General features: G+C 56.9%; 18 protein-coding genes. 5 read left to right on the plus strand and 13 right to left on the minus strand.

Annotated features, from left to right (window positions below; genetic code table 11):
* Position 1 precedes the first annotated feature (1 nt).
* Genes ccmI through ccmA form a run of 9 tightly spaced genes read right to left on the minus strand, consistent with a single transcriptional unit; the run spans position 2 to position 6,481 of the window.
* Positions 2-877, minus strand: coding sequence for a c-type cytochrome biogenesis protein CcmI (gene ccmI, locus OSH04_RS19690; RefSeq protein WP_022983240.1), 876 nt, complete (start codon positions 875-877; stop codon positions 2-4).
* The gene (locus OSH04_RS06820) at positions 874-1,347 is read right to left on the minus strand and encodes a cytochrome c-type biogenesis protein (RefSeq protein ID WP_035271223.1); all 474 of its coding nucleotides are present in this window, start codon (positions 1,345-1,347) and stop codon (positions 874-876) included. The genes ccmI and OSH04_RS06820 overlap by 4 nt, the downstream gene beginning before the upstream one ends.
* A complete protein-coding gene (locus OSH04_RS06825) occupies positions 1,344-1,874 on the minus strand; it encodes a DsbE family thiol:disulfide interchange protein (protein ID WP_009462261.1) in 531 nt (176 codons plus the stop codon). The genes OSH04_RS06820 and OSH04_RS06825 overlap by 4 nt, the downstream gene beginning before the upstream one ends.
* The gene (locus OSH04_RS06830; RefSeq protein ID WP_137430707.1) at positions 1,871-3,838 is read right to left on the minus strand and encodes a heme lyase CcmF/NrfE family subunit; all 1,968 of its coding nucleotides are present in this window, start codon (positions 3,836-3,838) and stop codon (positions 1,871-1,873) included. Before OSH04_RS06830 ends, OSH04_RS06825 begins: the two co-directional genes overlap by 4 nt.
* Positions 3,835-4,284 carry a cytochrome c maturation protein CcmE gene (gene ccmE / locus OSH04_RS06835; protein WP_022983242.1) on the minus strand — a complete coding sequence of 150 codons (450 nt, stop codon included), beginning with the start codon at positions 4,282-4,284 and terminating at the stop codon, positions 3,835-3,837. The genes OSH04_RS06830 and ccmE overlap by 4 nt, the downstream gene beginning before the upstream one ends.
* Positions 4,277-4,462 carry a heme exporter protein CcmD gene (ccmD, locus tag OSH04_RS06840; protein WP_080655600.1) on the minus strand — a complete coding sequence of 62 codons (186 nt, stop codon included), beginning with the start codon at positions 4,460-4,462 and terminating at the stop codon, positions 4,277-4,279. The genes ccmE and ccmD overlap by 8 nt, the downstream gene beginning before the upstream one ends.
* Positions 4,462-5,193, minus strand: a complete 732-nt coding sequence (ccmC, locus tag OSH04_RS06845) for a heme ABC transporter permease CcmC (protein WP_009462363.1) — start codon at positions 5,191-5,193, stop codon at positions 4,462-4,464. Before ccmC ends, ccmD begins: the two co-directional genes overlap by 1 nt.
* A gap of 5 nt (positions 5,194-5,198) precedes the next feature.
* Entirely contained in the window at positions 5,199-5,867 is a 669-nt protein-coding gene (gene ccmB, locus OSH04_RS06850) for a heme exporter protein CcmB (protein WP_083054158.1), read from the minus strand.
* Positions 5,861-6,481: a cytochrome c biogenesis heme-transporting ATPase CcmA gene (gene ccmA / locus OSH04_RS06855; protein WP_035271226.1), complete on the minus strand. Its 621-nt coding sequence runs from the start codon at positions 6,479-6,481 to the stop codon at positions 5,861-5,863. Before ccmA ends, ccmB begins: the two co-directional genes overlap by 7 nt.
* A gap of 222 nt (positions 6,482-6,703) precedes the next feature.
* Here ccmA and OSH04_RS06860 point away from each other — a divergent pair, with 222 nt between their 5' ends.
* The gene (locus tag OSH04_RS06860) at positions 6,704-7,240 is read left to right on the plus strand and encodes an ureidoglycolate lyase (RefSeq protein ID WP_115634256.1); all 537 of its coding nucleotides are present in this window, start codon (positions 6,704-6,706) and stop codon (positions 7,238-7,240) included.
* Positions 7,241-7,285: 45 nt separating this feature from the next.
* Here OSH04_RS06860 and cynR read toward each other — a convergent pair whose 3' ends face one another.
* On the minus strand, positions 7,286-8,173 hold the full coding sequence (cynR, locus tag OSH04_RS06865) for a transcriptional regulator CynR (RefSeq protein WP_035271228.1): 888 nt from the start codon (positions 8,171-8,173) through the stop codon (positions 7,286-7,288).
* Positions 8,174-8,281: 108 nt separating this feature from the next.
* Between cynR and OSH04_RS06870 the strand changes: the two genes are divergently transcribed.
* Entirely contained in the window at positions 8,282-8,932 is a 651-nt protein-coding gene (locus OSH04_RS06870; protein WP_035271229.1) for a carbonic anhydrase, read from the plus strand.
* A 261-nt stretch (positions 8,933-9,193) separates the two neighbouring features.
* Positions 9,194-10,993, plus strand: a complete 1,800-nt coding sequence (locus OSH04_RS06875) for an autotransporter outer membrane beta-barrel domain-containing protein (RefSeq protein WP_266108151.1) — start codon at positions 9,194-9,196, stop codon at positions 10,991-10,993.
* A gap of 85 nt (positions 10,994-11,078) precedes the next feature.
* On the opposite strand, the gene OSH04_RS06880 is transcribed toward OSH04_RS06875, so the two are convergent.
* Positions 11,079-11,720, minus strand: a complete 642-nt coding sequence (locus OSH04_RS06880) for a DsbA family protein (protein ID WP_266108152.1) — start codon at positions 11,718-11,720, stop codon at positions 11,079-11,081.
* A 491-nt stretch (positions 11,721-12,211) separates the two neighbouring features.
* On the opposite strand from OSH04_RS06880, the gene OSH04_RS06885 reads away from it, so the two are divergent.
* Positions 12,212-13,825, plus strand: coding sequence for an ABC-F family ATP-binding cassette domain-containing protein (locus tag OSH04_RS06885; RefSeq protein ID WP_266108153.1), 1,614 nt, complete (start codon positions 12,212-12,214; stop codon positions 13,823-13,825).
* 88 nt (positions 13,826-13,913) lie between these two features.
* On the opposite strand, the gene OSH04_RS06890 is transcribed toward OSH04_RS06885, so the two are convergent.
* Positions 13,914-14,690: an aminoglycoside adenylyltransferase domain-containing protein gene (locus OSH04_RS06890; protein ID WP_266108154.1), complete on the minus strand. Its 777-nt coding sequence runs from the start codon at positions 14,688-14,690 to the stop codon at positions 13,914-13,916.
* Positions 14,691-14,797: 107 nt separating this feature from the next.
* Positions 14,798-15,682, minus strand: coding sequence for an EamA family transporter (locus OSH04_RS06895; RefSeq protein WP_266108155.1), 885 nt, complete (start codon positions 15,680-15,682; stop codon positions 14,798-14,800).
* A gap of 122 nt (positions 15,683-15,804) precedes the next feature.
* On the opposite strand from OSH04_RS06895, the gene OSH04_RS06900 reads away from it, so the two are divergent.
* Positions 15,805-16,602, plus strand: coding sequence for an AraC family transcriptional regulator (locus tag OSH04_RS06900; protein ID WP_266108156.1), 798 nt, complete (start codon positions 15,805-15,807; stop codon positions 16,600-16,602).
* The last annotated feature ends 114 nt before the right edge of the window (positions 16,603-16,716 follow it).

Here is a 16,716-nt window from a genome sequence, read left to right on the forward strand (position 1 = left end):
ATCAAGGGGCCGTGGCAGGTTCCGCTGCAGGGGCGGCCGGCATACGCATACGTTCGCGCGCCAGTTGCAAGCCCTGGTTCACGACCTTGGCAGTTTCCGAATCAGGTGGAAACTGCGCCAGCAAACGCTGCCAGTAGTCGATCGCCGCCGGATATTCCTCTTTATGCAAAGCGGCAGCGCCGGCCAGCATCAAGCCCAATGGCTCTTCGGGATACAGCTCCAGTGATCGCTTGACCAAACGACCCGGCAAACCGTCCAAGGTATCGACACCGGCCAGCAGCATGGATTCCGCATACTCAGCCAATGCCGTCGGGTCTCCATCCACCACGGCCATGGCCTTGGCATACGCCTGTGTCGCCTCCTGATGGCGGCCGTAATAGCGATGCGAACGGGCCATCATCAACCAGGCGCCCGGATCGTCCGGGTTTTCTTTCAGACGCTGCTCCAGACGGGCCACCATGGCCTCAATATCCACGGGCTGTGCGTTGGCCTGCTGCTGCACGGCGGCAGGATCCAGCATGGCCGGATTGCCCAGATAAAAGTACAAGGCGATAGCCGCGACCGGAATGCTGACCATCAAGGTCCAGGCCAGCTTCGGTGCGCCTGCTTGCTGCACAGATTCCGTTTTCAGCCCTTCGTTTTCTTCCAGCACACGCTGGCGCAAATCCATCTGCGCCTGTTCAAAGTCCTGGGCAGACAAGACACCGGCCTGCTTGTCCCGTTCGATTTCCTTGAGCTGCTCACGCAGAATCGCCAGATTGGCCTGCTTGTGTTCAACCACACGCTGCACGGCGGGCTTGCGCTTGACGCTCAACATCAAATACACCGCGCACAGCAGCACCAGTAGCGCGGCCACAATATAAAAAACAATAGTCACGATTGTTCATCCCGAGAAGAGCCCTGCAAGAGAGCATCGGCTTGACGACGTTGTTCCTCGGTCAAGGCCGTGTCATCACCCGCGCGGCGTCGACGGCGCAGGGTAAAGGCATAAACCAGAAAGCCAGTCAGCAATAACAGAGCTGGCCCGAACCAGAGCAGCAAGGTGGTGGATTTAAAGGGCGGGCGATACAAAATGAAGTCGCCATAGCGATCCACCATATACGTGCGGATCTGATCGGGGCTACGCCCCTGCCCCAACTGCTCCATGATCTGCTGACGCAAGTCCACCGCCAGCTCGGCACGCGATGCCGCAATGGATTCGTTCTGGCACACCAGACAACGCAGCTCGGCCGCAATTTCCAGCATCACCGATTCCTGGGCACCCTGCTCCCCCGACTGGGCCTGCGCCGCCGGCACCAGAAACCACACACTGGCCATCAAGGCCGCCATCCATTGACGCATCATCATGGCTGCTGCTCCAAACGACGGATCAAAGGCAACAAGGTTTCCTCCATGGATTCACGCGACACGGGGCCTATGTGCTTGAAGCGCACAATGCCCTGCTTGTCGATCACAAAGGTTTCCGGCACACCGTATACGCCGAAATCAATGCCCACACGACCGTCCCTGTCCATGACAGAGACTTCATAAGAATTGCCATTGCGTAGCAGCCACTCGCGGCTTTCTTCAGGTACGTCCTTGTAGTTCAAGCCCACAATCGGCACCTTGTGCTTGGTGGACAGCTCTTTGATGAAAGCATGTTCGGTCAGGCACGGGTAACACCACGAGGCCCACACGTTCAGCAACCAGACGCGTCCCTTCATTTGCTCCCCCGAAAAACTGGCTTCGGGATTGTGCAATTGAGGCAGGCTGAACGCCGGAGCCGGTTTATCGACCAAGGGCGAAGGCACTTCGCTGGGCTTCAAGGTCAAACCTATGCCCAGAAATACCAGCAACAGTACAAAACCGATCAAGGGAACAGTAAAACGGTTCATGCCTGCACCTGCGTATTCATGGCTTTGTTTTGCACAGCGGCACGGGTTTGCTTGGCGCGATAACGTCGATCACTGATTGCCAGCGCACCGCCCAAGGCCATCAGCAAACAACCCAGCCAGATAAAGTCCACCAGAGGCTTGTAGTACAGACGAACACTCCAACCGCCCTGATCAAAGTTGTCGCCCAGCGCCACGTAAATATGACGCAAACCATTGGCGTTGATGGCCGATTCCGTCATGGGCAAGGCCGAGGACAAATAGGTACGCTTTTCCGGATACAAGGTGGACACCACCTTGCCATCCTGCAGCAGTTCTACCGTGCCGCGTTCGGCCGAATAGTTCGGGCCGGGCACAATACGCACGCCCTGGAAGCGCGCGTCATACGCGCCCACCTGCGCCGTCTGACCGGGCTGCAACAAGACATCGGTTTCTGTCTCGTAGTGGCTGACCATGGTCACCCCCAGGACAAAGACTGCGACCCCGATGTGGGCCAGGTGCTGACCCAGCCAACTGCGTGGTTGCGAGAACACGCCGGACCGCGTGGCGCGCACACGCTTGACCACATCAAACAAGCTGCCCAAAACAATCCACATGGCCAGACCCGCGCCCAAGGCGGCGGTGCCCTGCCACTGGCCGTACAGCAAAGGAATGGCTGCACCCAGCACGATACTGAACACGATCACCAGGGCCAGTTGGCGCACCATATCCATCATGCTGGCACGCTTCCAATTCGCCATGACGCCAAACACGATCAGAACCAGAGCCGGAATCATCAAAGGCACAAACACCTTGTTGAAATAAGGTGGCCCCACGGAGATTTTGCCCAGGCCCAGCGTATCCATAATCAGGGGATACAAGGTCCCCAACAGCACCGTGCCCGTCACCACTACCAGCAAAACGTTGTTGACCAGCAGCAAGGACTCACGCGACACCACGGCAAACTGCCCACCTGCTCCGACACGCGGTGCGCGCCAGGCAAACAGGATCAGGGAGCTGCCCACAATGACGGCGAACAGACTCAGAATGAACACACCTCGGGCCGGATCTGTAGCAAACGCGTGTACTGAGGTCAGCACGCCGGAGCGCACCAGGAAAGCGCCCAAAATGGACAGCGAGAAGGTGCTGATTGCCAGCAACACGGTCCAGTTCTTGAAGCTGCCACGTTTCTCCGTGACCGCCAACGAGTGAATCAGGGCGGTACCCGCCAACCACGGCACAAACGAGGAGTTCTCTACCGGGTCCCAGAACCACCAGCCGCCCCAACCCAGCTCGTAATAGGCCCACCAGCTACCTACGGCAATACCCAAGGTCAGAAAAAGCCAGGCCGAGGTTGTCCAGGGACGCGACCAACGTGCCCAACTGGCGTCCAGACGGCCTGCCAGCAAAGCGGCAATCGCAAAAGCAAAGGCCACCGAAAAGCCCACATAGCCCATATACAGCAAGGGAGGGTGAACAATCAGGCCAATATCCTGCAAGAGCGTATTCAGATCCAGGCCTTCAGCCGGAACCGGGAACATGCGCTCAAAGGGGTTGGAGCTAACCAACACAAACAGCAGAAAACCGGCGGTAATCAGACCCAATACACCCAGCACACGGGCCAGCATGGCTTCCGGCAAGGAACGCGAATAAATGCTGACAGCAAAGGCCCAACCCGTTTGCATGAACATCCAGAGCAGCAGCGAGCCCTCATGCCCGCCCCACACAGCAGCAATCCGGTAGAACAAAGGCAGTTTGGTGCTGGAGTTCTGCGCCACATAGGCAACAGAGAAATCAAAGCTCACAAAGGACCAGGCCAGACACAGCAAGCTGAAGGCCACCAAACCGAATTGCCAGCGGGCTGCGGGACGTGCAAAAGCCATCCAGGCCAAATTGCCACGCCAGGCACCATACAAGGACACAATGCCTTGGGCCAGCGCCAGTACAAAAGTCAGAATCAGGGCAAAGTGTCCAAGCTCCGGGATCATGGCTGGGCTCCTTGTTTCGCGCGCTCGGCCTGCTCCATGGCATGCATGGCCTCGGGCGGCATGTAGTTTTCATCGTGCTTGGCCAGCACTTCTTCCGCCACAAAATGGCCCTGCTCGTTCAAGCGACCTTGAGCCACCACGCCTTTCCCCTCTTGAAACAGGTCCGGCAAAATTCCCGTATAGCTGACAGGCACCTGGGCCGCGCCGTCTGTCACCACAAAGTTCACGGCCATGCCTTGGGCGCCACCACGGCGAATGCTGTCCATCTGCACAATGCCGCCCACCCGGAAGGTCCGGTTTTCAGGGCTTTGCCCCTGGCTGACTTCAGTAGGGGTAAAAAAGAACACCAGGCTGCTTTGGAAGGCATTGAGGATCAGGGCGGTTGCCGCCCCCAGCACGATCAATGCGCCCAGAATCAGGACCAGACGATTTTGTCGCTTAGTCATGGCGCTGGTCCCCCAGGGCGCGCTCGTCACGTACCCGCTGCCAGGCCCGTGCCCGCCCTGCCCGGACGCTGAGCACTTCACCCAGCATCAACACGGTACAGGCCAGCACCGAGCCCCACACATACACGGCATAGCCGCCCATAGCGAAAAAATCGCCCACACTCGACCAATGCATCATCAGCCCTCCGTCAAGTTGCGAACCCAGGCGGTATGCGCCTCACGTTCAAGAATCAAATTGCGCACCCGGTACAGTGCGATGGCAATGCTGTAGCACCACATGGCCAGACTCATCAGCAACATGCCCGTCAGCATGACGGTGGCCATGGATGGCGAGCTGGTCAGCGATACCGAAGCCCCCTGATGCAAGGTGTTCCACCACTGCACCGAGAAATAGATAACGGGCACATTCACCACCCCGACCAGGGCCAGGATGGAAGCGGCTTTGTCAGCGCGACGTGGGTCGTCAATGGCACCACGCAAGCCCATGAAACCCATGTACAAAAACAGCAGCAGCAATTCGGAAGTCAGACGGGCATCCCAGACCCACCAGGCGCCCCACATAGGCTTGCCCCACAGGGCTCCGGTTACCAGGGACAAGACCGTACAGATCGCCCCGGTCGGGGCCAGCGCGGCTGCCATCATGGCGGCGGTACGACTATTGAAAACCAGGCAGATCAAGGACCAGAAGCCCATGGCCAGATAGATCAGCATGGACATCCAGGACACGGGCACATGCAGGAAAATGATGCGATAGCCTTCGCCTTGCTGGAAGTCGGTAGGGGCCAAAAAGAAGCCTACATAAGCGCCGACCAGAAACAGCAGAAAGGCCAGGATGGCAGCCCACGGGATAATGCGTCCGGCCAGAACATAGAAGTTTTGAGGAGCGGCGTAGCGATACAGAAAGTTCATGGAATTTACTCAAGAGCAAGGCGCAACGCCGCTGCCGTAGCAGGTGGCGCAAAGAACAAAGCCAACAGTAAAAAAGCGGCCAGAACGGACAGATGCGCTTGCGCACCCAATCCGGCCTGAACCGCTTGCACCGCCCCCGCCCCGAAAACCAGCACAGGCACGTAAAAGGGCAAAATCAATAAAGCCAGCAAAACCCCTGCCGAGCGCAGGCCCAACACCAGAGCCGCGCCAATCGCCCCCAACAAGGTCAGAACGGGCAGGCCCAGCGCCAGGGACAGCATCAGCACGCCCAGGCTGGACGTAGGCAGACTGAATTGCAGCCCCAGAATCGGAGCCAGCAAAAGCAAGGGCAGGCCTGTCAAAAAGGTATGTGCCAGCACCTTGCCCAAAACCCAAAGGCTAAGCGGCAGGTGAGAAAACAGAACCTGCTCCAGTGCACCATCCTGCTCGTCCTGTTCAAACAGGCGGCTTAGCGACAGCATGGTGGCCAGCAAGGCCGACACCCACAGCACGCCAGGCGCCATCTTGGACAGCAAGGCCGCATCCGCCCCCACACCCAAGGGAAACAGGCTGCACACCACCAAAAAGAAAACCAGTGGAATCAGGACATCGCCGGGGCGACGCATCGCCACGCGCCACTCACGCTTCATCAAGGCTAAAAAGAGACTCAACATGCCTGCCCCAAATCCAGGTGCTGCACCTTCAAATCCCAGGGCAAGGTCTGGTGGCTAGTTAGAATGACAGCGCCCTGCTTATGCAGATGCTGCGCAATCAACTCGCCCAGAAACTTCTGACCGGCGCTGTCCAGCGCAGTCAGCTGCTCGTCCAGAATCCACAAGGGGCGATTGCTCAGGGACAGGCGCACCAGAAACACGCGGCGACGTTGTCCGGCTGACAGTTGCCGTACAGGCACGCGACGGTAAGCCAGCAAACCGCCAGCCAACAACGCTTGGTCGCAAGCGTCCCGCTCTAGGGGAACGCGATCCTGCATGAGCAGGCTGTCCAGATTTTCTTGCACCGACAAACTGCTATTGAGTCCAGGCGCATGTCCGCCATACACCAGCTGCCGTCGGTAATCGCTATCGTTGCTTTGCACGGGACGGTCGTGCCAGATCAGTTGGCCTTCGTCGGCCTGGGCGATATTGGCCAGGATACGCAACAAGCTGGTTTTGCCGCTGCCATTGGGCCCACTGACCAAACAGCATTGGCCAGCTTCAAGCCTTAGGCTCAGCTCGGAGAACACACGACGCTGGCCCCGTCTACAGGTCAGCGAAACAGCTTGAAGCACAGCAACCCCTTGTCAAGAAAGCAAACAGAGCGAAGCCGCCCCTGAAAAAAGGCGGCTTGCTTAGCTCGCTAAGTAAAGACGAGCCCTCTTCAAGACAGGGGATGTTTTACTTAGTTCCACAATACCCACGAGAAACTCAAGCTTATTGATCTAGGCCAATCCGGGTTCAAGGCTGCATTCTTGATAAGATGCTGCCTTAGTACTTTCTTTGAGCAATAAACCATGAGCACCCCAATCACCCTGACTCCCCAGCCCCTCAGCCCCGAGGCTTTTGCTCCTTATGGCTGGATGTTGGGTAAAGGTCTGGCCACGGCGCCGGCGACGGCCGCCTTCAGCAATGCCGCCACTGACTTCTGGCACGAACATGCGTTTGACACAGGTCCAAGCGGTCAGACCGAAGTGCTATGGGTGAATTACCGCATTCAAGACCCCAACATCACGACCCTGGAAAACCACCTGCTGACGCAACAGGCCTTGATACCGCTGACTGGCGCAGTGATCCATATCGTGGCTGACAGCAAGCCCGAAGGGGGTCCGGATTTGTCGACCCTGAAAGCCTTTCGCATTCCTCAAGGGCAAGGCGTCTGCATGCGCCCCGGTTGCTGGCACAGCAGCCGTGTAGCCGGAGGTGAAGTCGCCTGTTTGATGTTGACGCGCATCTCTACCACGGTAGATCTGGTCGCCCATTTGAACGAGGGCAAACCCGCCACGGAAAGCGAGCTGCGCCCTCTGGAACAAAGTGTGGTGGTGACGCTATAAGGTGCCCGCAGCAGAGGGGGACCATCGCTCTGCCCGACACTCGCATCAAAACGTTGATGCCGCGCCGTATTTCAGCGCCAGCTCAATAAAGGCGCGCATTGCAGCAGATTGATAGGCGCCCTTGCGCTGCATCAAAATGGCCCGTCGTTGCGGCGGGGCCGGGTCCAGACTCACAGCCACCAAATACTCGCTATTGCCGGCAATCGCGGCAGGCAACAAAGTCGCCAGACCCGTGCGCCGAACCACCTCGATCACGGCATTGAGCGAATTCGACTCCATTGATACGTTCAAATCCAGATCATGCTGACGACAATGGCGTTCGATCTGCCCACGCGTGGCAAACTCGGGCGTCAGCAAAACCAAAGACTCACGCATCAGCGTGTCCCTATCGATGCTGCGGCGCTCGGCCAAGGGGTGCGTGCGGCTCATCACCAACGCCAGCGTCTCCACCAGTAAAGGCTGAAACTCCACGGCAGCCGAAGTCGGCTTTTCAAAAGCGATACCAATATCCAGCTCGTCTTCGACCAATTGCGTTTCCACACGCTCCTGCAGCATTTCCTGCACCACCAGGCGCACATTGGGATAACGGCGGTAAAAGGCCTCTACCAGAGGGCCAATCAAGTAAGACGTAAAGGTAGGCGCCACCGCCACTCGCAAGGAGCCTCGACTCAAATCGCTGACGTCATGCAAGGCCCGCCGCCCTTCTTCCAGATCCTGCAAGGCTTGCCGGGCATAGCGCAAGTAGACCTCGCCCGCATCCGTCAAACGCACAAGACGTCCGGTGCGATCAAACAGTTGTGCGCCCAGATGTTCTTCCAGCTGGCGTACCTGCTGAGACAAGGCCGGTTGAGACACGTGCAAGGCGCGTGCGGCGCGGGTAAAGCTTTGATACTGGGCAACCGCCAGAAAATAATTAAGATGGCGCAAAAGCATAAGGGACCCTTCTATAAGCAAACCCAATGCAAAGCATCAGAAATCGGTATTTTACCTTATGACCCTGAAGGGTTAATCTTCTATCCAAGCCGAACTACAAGGACAAGGATGAAAGACATTATCGACGGTTTCCTGAAATTCCAACGGGAAGCCTATCCCAAGCGCGCCAAGCTCTTCAAAAATCTGGCCACACAACAAAACCCCCGCGCTTTGTTTATCTCTTGCTCCGATAGCCGTCTGGTCCCCGAGCTGGTAACACAACGTGAACCCGGCGATCTGTTCGTGATTCGTAACGCTGGCAACATCGTTCCCTCCTACGGCCCGGAACCCGGTGGTGTGACCGCCTCCGTGGAATACGCCGTGTCCGCCCTGCGTGTATCCGACGTCGTGATTTGTGGACACTCGGATTGTGGTGCCATGACCGCCATTGCCTCCTGTCAGTGCCTGGACCATATGCCCGCTGTAGAACACTGGCTACGCTACGCCGACTCGGCCCGCCTGGTGAACGAAGCCCGCACCCACGCCAACGAGCAAGAACGCATCTCTTCCATGGTGCGTGAAAACGTGGTGGCCCAGCTGGCCAATATCCAGACTCACCCTTCCGTGCGTCTGGCCATGTCCGAAGGCCGCTTGACCCTGCACGGCTGGGTCTACGACATTGAATCGGGCACGATCGACGCTTACGACGGTGGCAGCATGAAATTTGTGCCTCTGGCTGACAACCCGAATGTGTGTGTTGCTCCCTTGGTACGCCGATAAGTTCCTCCCGGACTGAACAAAAAAACGCCATGCAAATGCATGGCGTTTTTTTTGCTACCTACCTACGTTTATCCCGCCTTCAAAAACCTGTGCCTGTCTGTGTCAGGAATAAACGCCTCCCCACTATGATGGTCCTGATCCGATGATCTTTTCATCCCTCTATTCCATCCGAGTAGCGCGTTCATCTTGAACATCACGATATAACAAGCAAAGCGCTGTTCAGAACATGCCGCTCGGAGACTCTTTTTTAATGGCTGAACAATGAAAAAAACATGTCTTGCCCTGGCCTTGATGGCCTTGCATGCCGGGACACAGGCACAAGGCTTCTCCAACACCTACTTTATCGGCGACAGCCTGACTGACAGTGGGCAGTTCGGCTCGCGCTTTACCACCAATCCTGGCCAGGTCTGGTCCCAGGTACTGGCTCAGAAACTGGGAACCGACGCGGCCCCTAGCAGCCAAGGTGGTAACAACTATGCCGTCGGCGGAGCCCGCGTGGCTGTCGATGAGCTGCTGGATCCCAGCAAGCCTCCCAGCCCCACTAATCCCCCTTTGCCCGCCATGACCACGCAGACCGCTCAACTGCTGGCCATGCACAATGGACGCCTGGACGGACAGGCCCTGTACACCGTCTGGGGTGGCGCAAATGACTTGTTTGCCGCCGTAAAAGATCCGTTCAATATGTCCCAAATCGTGGCTGATTCCGTAGGCAATCAAGCCGCCTTGATCAACACGCTATCGCAAGCGGGCGCTCGCTACATTCTGGTCCCCAACATTCCTGATCTGGGCATGACTCCAGAGTTCGCCGGCTCCCCTATCAGCGCGGGTATCGCCACCTTGCTCAGTGACAGCTACAACCAGGCGTTTACCCAGCAGCTCAGTTCCAGCTCTGCCAATATCATTCCCTTGAACGTCTCGGCACTCTTGCATGAAGTGGCTGCCGACCCGCAGGCCTACGGCTTCAGCAACGTCAATACAGCAGCTTGCGGCAGTGTGTCCTCTCGCCTGTGTACGCCTGCCGATCTGGTGGCTCCTGGTGCAGACCAGAACTATCTGTTTGCTGATGGTGTCCACCCCACGTCAGGCGGCCATGCTGTTATTGCCGACTATGCCCACGCTGTCGTCAGCGCCCCCAGTCAGGTAGCCATGCTGGCCTCCGCAGCCAATACCGCCGGGCAGATGCAAATGCAGCACATTGACCGTCGTCTGCAAACGGTCAGTTCGTCACAAGACAGGGATCTGGCAGTCTGGTTCCAGGGAGAGGCCATCACGCGCAATGGCAGCAGTGCGAACTCACATCTGGATGGCACGCAGGCAGCCTGGAAGCTGGGTTTGGATAAGCGTCTGGCTGATTGGACGGTCGGTGCCTACCTGTCTTACGACAATCTGGATGGCGATACGAACGAAAAAGGCACTTATAGCCAGAAGCGTCAGTCCGCTGGTCTGTACGGCCGCTGGCAGGCCGAGAATCTATGGGTGAACGCCCAGCTTTTCTACAGCGATCTGGACAATAAAACCCGCCGTCATATCCGTCTGGGTGCCGCCACGCGCGAGCACCAGGCCAAAGCAGGCGGTAGCCAATACGGCGGCAAGATCAGCACGGGTTACGACTGGCAGGCCGGTGCCGTCATCCATGGCCCGCTGTTAAGCCTGAGCATGCAGAAATCCAAGATCAAGGCTCTGTCGGAAGATGGCCGAGGTTTGTCTACCTCCATGGGTTTTGATGCTCAGGACCAGACTTCGATACAAAGCAGCCTCGGTTACCAGATCAATGTTGCTGTCAGCAATCAGTGGTCCGTTTATGCCTCCGCACAGTGGCTGCATGAATTCAAGAAACCGGCAGAGCTGCTGGGCGCGCGCTTGCAGGACGGCGTCTACAACCACCGCCACTTTTATCTGCCTACGGATCAGGAGCGCGTGCGTGACACAGGCCTGCTGGAATTGGGTGCGACGGGTCAGCTAAGCAATAACTGGACGCTGGGAGCCGGTGTCAGCACCCAGGTTGGTAAAGGCACCAGCGCTCAAACAGCCTTGTACCTGAATACGGCTTACCGCTTCTAAGTCGGCAAGTCTTCACAGCTATTGCGGCATCCTGGCCAGGCCAGGATGCCGCAATTTCAATCTGCTTTACGTACCGATCTGCTGATCAGCCCAACAAGGAATCCAGGGTCTGATTCAGCGTTTCCAAAGGAGTACCAACCGCGGGTAGCTTAGTCACTTTTCGACCATCCACATACAGCAAGGTCGGATAGGATTGCGCGCCTAAAGCCCGAGCCAGGGCAAAATCAGCCAAGGCTTGTTCCCGGCCTGAACCGTCAGTCAAATGGCGTCGCACAGCATCTACATCCAGGCCATTGGCAGCAGCGATTCCCAGGCAGACCTCCTGATCAGACAAGCTGCGTCCGTTCAAGTAGAAAGCCTGCTGCAACTCGTGCACCCAATGAATGGCCTGCTCCGGATCTTGCGCTCGCAGCACCGCCAAGGCCGTGGCCGCATCCAGTGAATCCATGACAGTCGAGCCCTCCTCTGCCAAGGCTTTATAAGCAGCCCCAAACGTCGCCCCCGTCATTTGCGCGATGCGCTCGTTGGATTCGGAAATATAAGGGTAGCGGGACATAGGAGCAGCCCGGTCACCCACGAACAAGCCACCCGAGACAGCGGTAAAAGGAATGCGGTGCTTATTGGCCACTTCGAACTCGACCATGCGTTCGGCAAAACCCCAGCACCAACCGCAATACACATCCTGCACATACACAATCGAACGAGCGGGTAAATTGAATGTGTTCATGACATTCCTTCAAAATGGTGCGGCTTCCCGAATTGGGGGAGAAAAGGCAGTCCTGGCTCTAGCCTCCAGACATGAAGCGGTACAGAGGATGAAAAGCCGAGGACTCCACTTTATTGAATAAACGTCAGGAAATAAACTTCATTTCCTGTCGGGTGAAAGTCCCTCGCGGCTCGGTATTTCAAGCGGCCTGCAGCAGTACAGACCTCACCGCGCTGAAACCTGTAAAACAAGACCTCCAAACCGTGAGACAAACCTAAGCTTCTGAACCCAAACCGGCTCCTGTGTTGGAATGACACGACTTTCACCTCCCCCTTGAGAGCCCGACCGGCTTTACCTTCCCGGCAAAATGCTTTTATAGTGTGGCTTCGATTCATTTCCCGTGAGGTATTCGTCCAATGCGCCACTAATGCCGCCGTCTCTTTGACGGCCAGTCTCCACCCGCCCCCACTACGACTCAGGGGGAGTTCCTGGCATTAATGGAAGCATTACGCATGACGAATCCTTATCTGACGCTGGAAGGCGTGTCCTATACCTTGCCGCAAGGCAAGACCCTGTTTTCCCAACTGAACGAAACCTTCGACTCGCGGCGCACTGGCCTTGTCGGACGCAACGGTGTGGGCAAAACCATTCTGGCTCAAATCCTGGCCGGAGAAATTCAGCCTAGCAGCGGCCGTTGCCTGCGCTCGGGAAAAGTGCATTATCTGGCGCAGCAAGTGGCTTCTGTCAGCGGCTTGCGCGTCGCCGATCTGGCGGGCGTAGGACCGGCACTGGACGCCCTTGCCCGGATTGAATCCGGCAGTAGCGCCGTAGAAGACTTCACTCTGATCGAAGACCGTTGGGATATTCGACAGCAATTGCAGGAAGCGCTGGAGCGCAATGGTCTGGGTCATCTGACTGCCGAGACGCCTGCCGAAACATTAAGCGGCGGCCAGGCCATGCGGGTGTCGCTGATCAATGCCTTGCTGTCTCAGGCCGATTTCCTGATTCTGGATGAACCCAGCAACCACCTGGATCGCGACAACCGGCTTGCGCTGATTGAGCAGCTACGACACTGGCCCCATGGCCTGCTGGTCATCAGCCATGATCGCCAACTACTGGACACGATGGAGCGCATTGTGGAGCTGTCTTCCCTGGGGCTACGTAGCTATGGCGGCAATTACAGCCACTACGCCGAGCAGAAAGCCTTGGAGCAGCAAAGCGCCATGGACCAGCTGGAGCACCGCAAGCTGGAGCGTCAGCGCGCAGAAAGCACCATGCAAGAGCAGCGTCAACGTCAGGAGCGTAGACAGGCACGCGGCAATCAACAGGGCAAGCAGGCCAATCAGGCCAAAATCCTGCTGGACAGGCAAAAAGGTCGCAGTGAAGCCACCACCGGCAAGCTGCGCCAGCAACACGTGACGGCTCAAAAGCAGTTAGCGCAACGCGTGCAGGAAGCGGCCGAGTTGATCGAACAGGACAGCGCCATCAATCTGCATGCCCTGCCCTTGATGCCGCTAAGCCGCCAACGCGTTGTGGAGCTGGATGAAGTAAAGCTCCCTTTTGCCCCGGTAGACCAAGCCCCAATCTCGATGCTACTAAGCGGCCAGCAACGGATAAGTGTCATAGGCCCGAACGGATGCGGGAAATCCACGCTACTCAAGGTCATTGCAGGCCAATTGGCACCCGTTTCAGGCCACTGCAAAGTAGTGCCACAACATGTTTATCTGGATCAGGGCTTGGCCGATCTGGATCCACAGCAAACCGTGCTGGAGCAGATACAGGCCGTCAACCGCAAAAGCAGCGAAGGCGACTTGCGCATGCGTCTGGCACAACTGGGACTGGACGCCCAAAAAGTCACCGGCCCCAGCGCTGCCTTGAGCGGTGGCGAACGCCTGAAAGCCGCCCTGGCCTGCGTGCTGTACGCGGATCCTCCGCCACAACTGCTGCTTCTGGATGAACCCAGCAACCATTTGGATCTGCCTTCAACCTTGGCCCTGGAAACCATGTTGAGCAGCTACCAGGGCACGCTGATGGTGGTCTCGCACGACGATGCCTTCATGAACAATCTTGGGCTGACGGAACGGCTGGAATTCAGTGAAGAACGCTGGAGATTGCTACCTTGGTAGCGGCGCAAAACATAAGTGGCGCTCCCCCGCTATCTGAACGACAACCACTGATAGCGGTGGGACCGAGGGCCAAATTCAGGGCGCACTCTTACAAAGCCTGCTTAATGTTCCCAAGTAGTGCCTGCGCCAAACGCTCTGCTTCCTTGCCCCTTGTGTCCCAGCGATCAAGCACCTCACCGACATACGCCAGACGCGCATATTCCAAGGTCTTGGCCAACTCCGCGGACAGCCTGGGAATAGCCCACTCTGCTGCCTGCTCTTTAGTCACAAAATCCCCATGAACACCTGTTCGCCACATGCGCGCCAAGGTCAGCAGAACATTGCGCTCGTCTCCACGCAGCCCTTCATACAAGGGATCTACACCATCCCGCATTGCCTGGCGTATATGCTCGATCGGTGTAGCCGGAACATCTGCCAGCACATCGCTCCCCCATAACAACTGCGGCTGCTGGCGGGCCTGGGCCAAGAGCAAGGTATATTCCGGGTCAGCAGCGGCGTCGGATAAGTAGCCCTCCTTGAAGGCATCCCGCAGCCATTCACCGTAAATAAACTCCACCTGGGCCGGATGAACATTGCGTTGAATATCTGCCAGACGACACACCACCAGCTCGATACAACGCGGACCACCAGGCGTGGCCGGATGAGGGGCTGAAACAGGCAATAAAGCTGCAATCAGGTCCTGCCGCTGTTCATCTGACAGGGGAGCATCAACCACCGCCAATATATCCAGATCGCTATGTGGCCGGAGCCCTCCGGCCACAGCGGAACCGTGCAGATAAAGAGCTTGCACATTAGGGGTCAAGATTTTTTGTACGAGTTCCAAGGTAGCGCGCAACTGGTTGTTTGGATTTTCTGAATCCAGCATTCAACAAAGTCTCTTCAAAAACAGGATTAGCGACATAAGACAGCCATCAAGGTTGGTGGCCCCTTCCTGCCATGCACCCTCACAAACCCCGACTGCCCGTCAAACTCTTAGCGCGTCGCTGGATACGAAACCGGACGCACCGGCCCTTTATAAAGCCCAAAGGCCAGACCCGCAATAATCGCGCTGATCGACAAGGCCTCCACAAAACTTACTTGCTCGCCCAATATCAGCATGGAACTGCCCAAACCGAACACCGGAATCAGCAAAGACAAGGGGGCTACCGTGGACACCGGATACAGCTTGAGCAAGGAATTCCAGCCCCAGTAAGAAAAGTGCGTAGCCAGATAAACCTGAAACAGAATCGACATGACCGACATCAGCTTGATCGCCTCTGGCAGAGTCGTGAAGGGTTCGGCCCCATGCAGCCAGTACGAGACCAGAAAAAGTGGGATAGGTGGAAACAAGCTGGCCCACACCATGAACGAGAAAATCTCCTTCACACCGGACAGTTTGATGATCACATTCCCGATACTCCAGGACACGGCACTCAACACAACCAGCACCAACCCGAAGGTGGCATCCCCACCACCCTGAGACAAGATAATGCCCACCAGGCCCACAAACGCGATCAAGGCTCCCAGCAGTTGCGTCGCTCGCAAGCGTTCCTTGAACAGCAAAGCGCCCCAGCCCATCGTAAAGAAGGCACTAAGCTGAATCAGCAGCGAGGCCACGCCCGGATGGACACCCACCTGAATGCCATAGTTGATAATCCCCCACATGCCCAGGCCAAAAATAAAGCCATAAATCACCACATAGCGGAACGGGATATTGGGTCTGGGAATGAAGAACACCAGCGGCAAGGCCGCCAGAGTAAAACGTATCCCTGTAAGCAGAAAAGGCTCCATGGAAAGCAAGCCCAGCTTGGTGATCGGGAAATTCACTCCCCAAACCAGAGTGACCAAAATGGCAAGAATCAGGTGTTTTTTTTGCATGTCCGACAGCTCCAGACAAGGCCGGGGGTTCAATTCCTCAAGCCGTTAAATGTCTGTTGATCTTATGAAGCCATGCCATTTCCCACCTTTAAAAGTGGGTCAGTTTTTGGCAAAATTGGGCCATGAGCATTTCCGTGAATGACTACCCTCTGGAAAACTCGAACTGGGATGTGGAAGTCAGCCTGCGTGCCTTCACATCAGGGTCGATCTTTCCCAAGCACGTGCACCAGTGCGGACAGCTTGCCTATGCCGCATCGGGGGTTTTGTCGATGTTCACGGAAAAGGGAAACTGGGTCGTGCCCAGCAAAAGGGCACTGTGGGTGCCGCCGGGCGTGGCGCATGAAATGCATATGCGTGGCGATGTCACGATGGTGAATACTTATCTGACACGACAGGCAATCGAACAGGCGCAACTGCCTGATGACTGCCAGGTGTTCGGCGTCTCGCCCTTGCTGCGGCATCTGTTCAGCGCAGCCATGGAACTACCTGCCGAGCGGCCGGATTGCGAACGTACTCATCACGTCATTGGTCTACTGGTAGAAGAAATCCGGCTGATGCCCAGGCTGGGCCTGAGTGCCCCCCTGCCCTCTGACAGCAGACTCGGGGCCGCCTGTCAGCGCTTTCTGGATAATCCCACCCAGAATATCTCTACTGATGAGATGGCCGCCTGGGCCATGCTAAGCCGCCGCACCTTCACCCGTCGCTTCAAGGAACATATGGGCATGACGTACCTGGCCTGGCGACAGCAAATGTGCCTGCTGGTGTCAATTACTCGTTTGGGAAATGGGGAGCCGATCACCCGAGTGGCCTCGGATCTGGGCTTTAGCAGCCCCAGCGCATTTTCAACTATTTTTCGCCGCGCTTTGGGGCAACCGCCTAGCCAGTATCTGGCGACGAGCAGGGAAGCACCGGTTTATTAAGTCTAACGCTCGCTTTTCATTAGCTTAATTTTCTGGCTTTTTTTATAAACTTTAAGAGCAACGTCACGCGTCATAAAAAAACAGGCCTTTGGAATATCCAAAGGCCTGCTATTT

This window comes from Alcaligenes nematophilus (assembly GCF_026344155.1).
Lineage (GTDB): Bacteria > Pseudomonadota > Gammaproteobacteria > Burkholderiales > Burkholderiaceae_B > Alcaligenes > Alcaligenes phenolicus.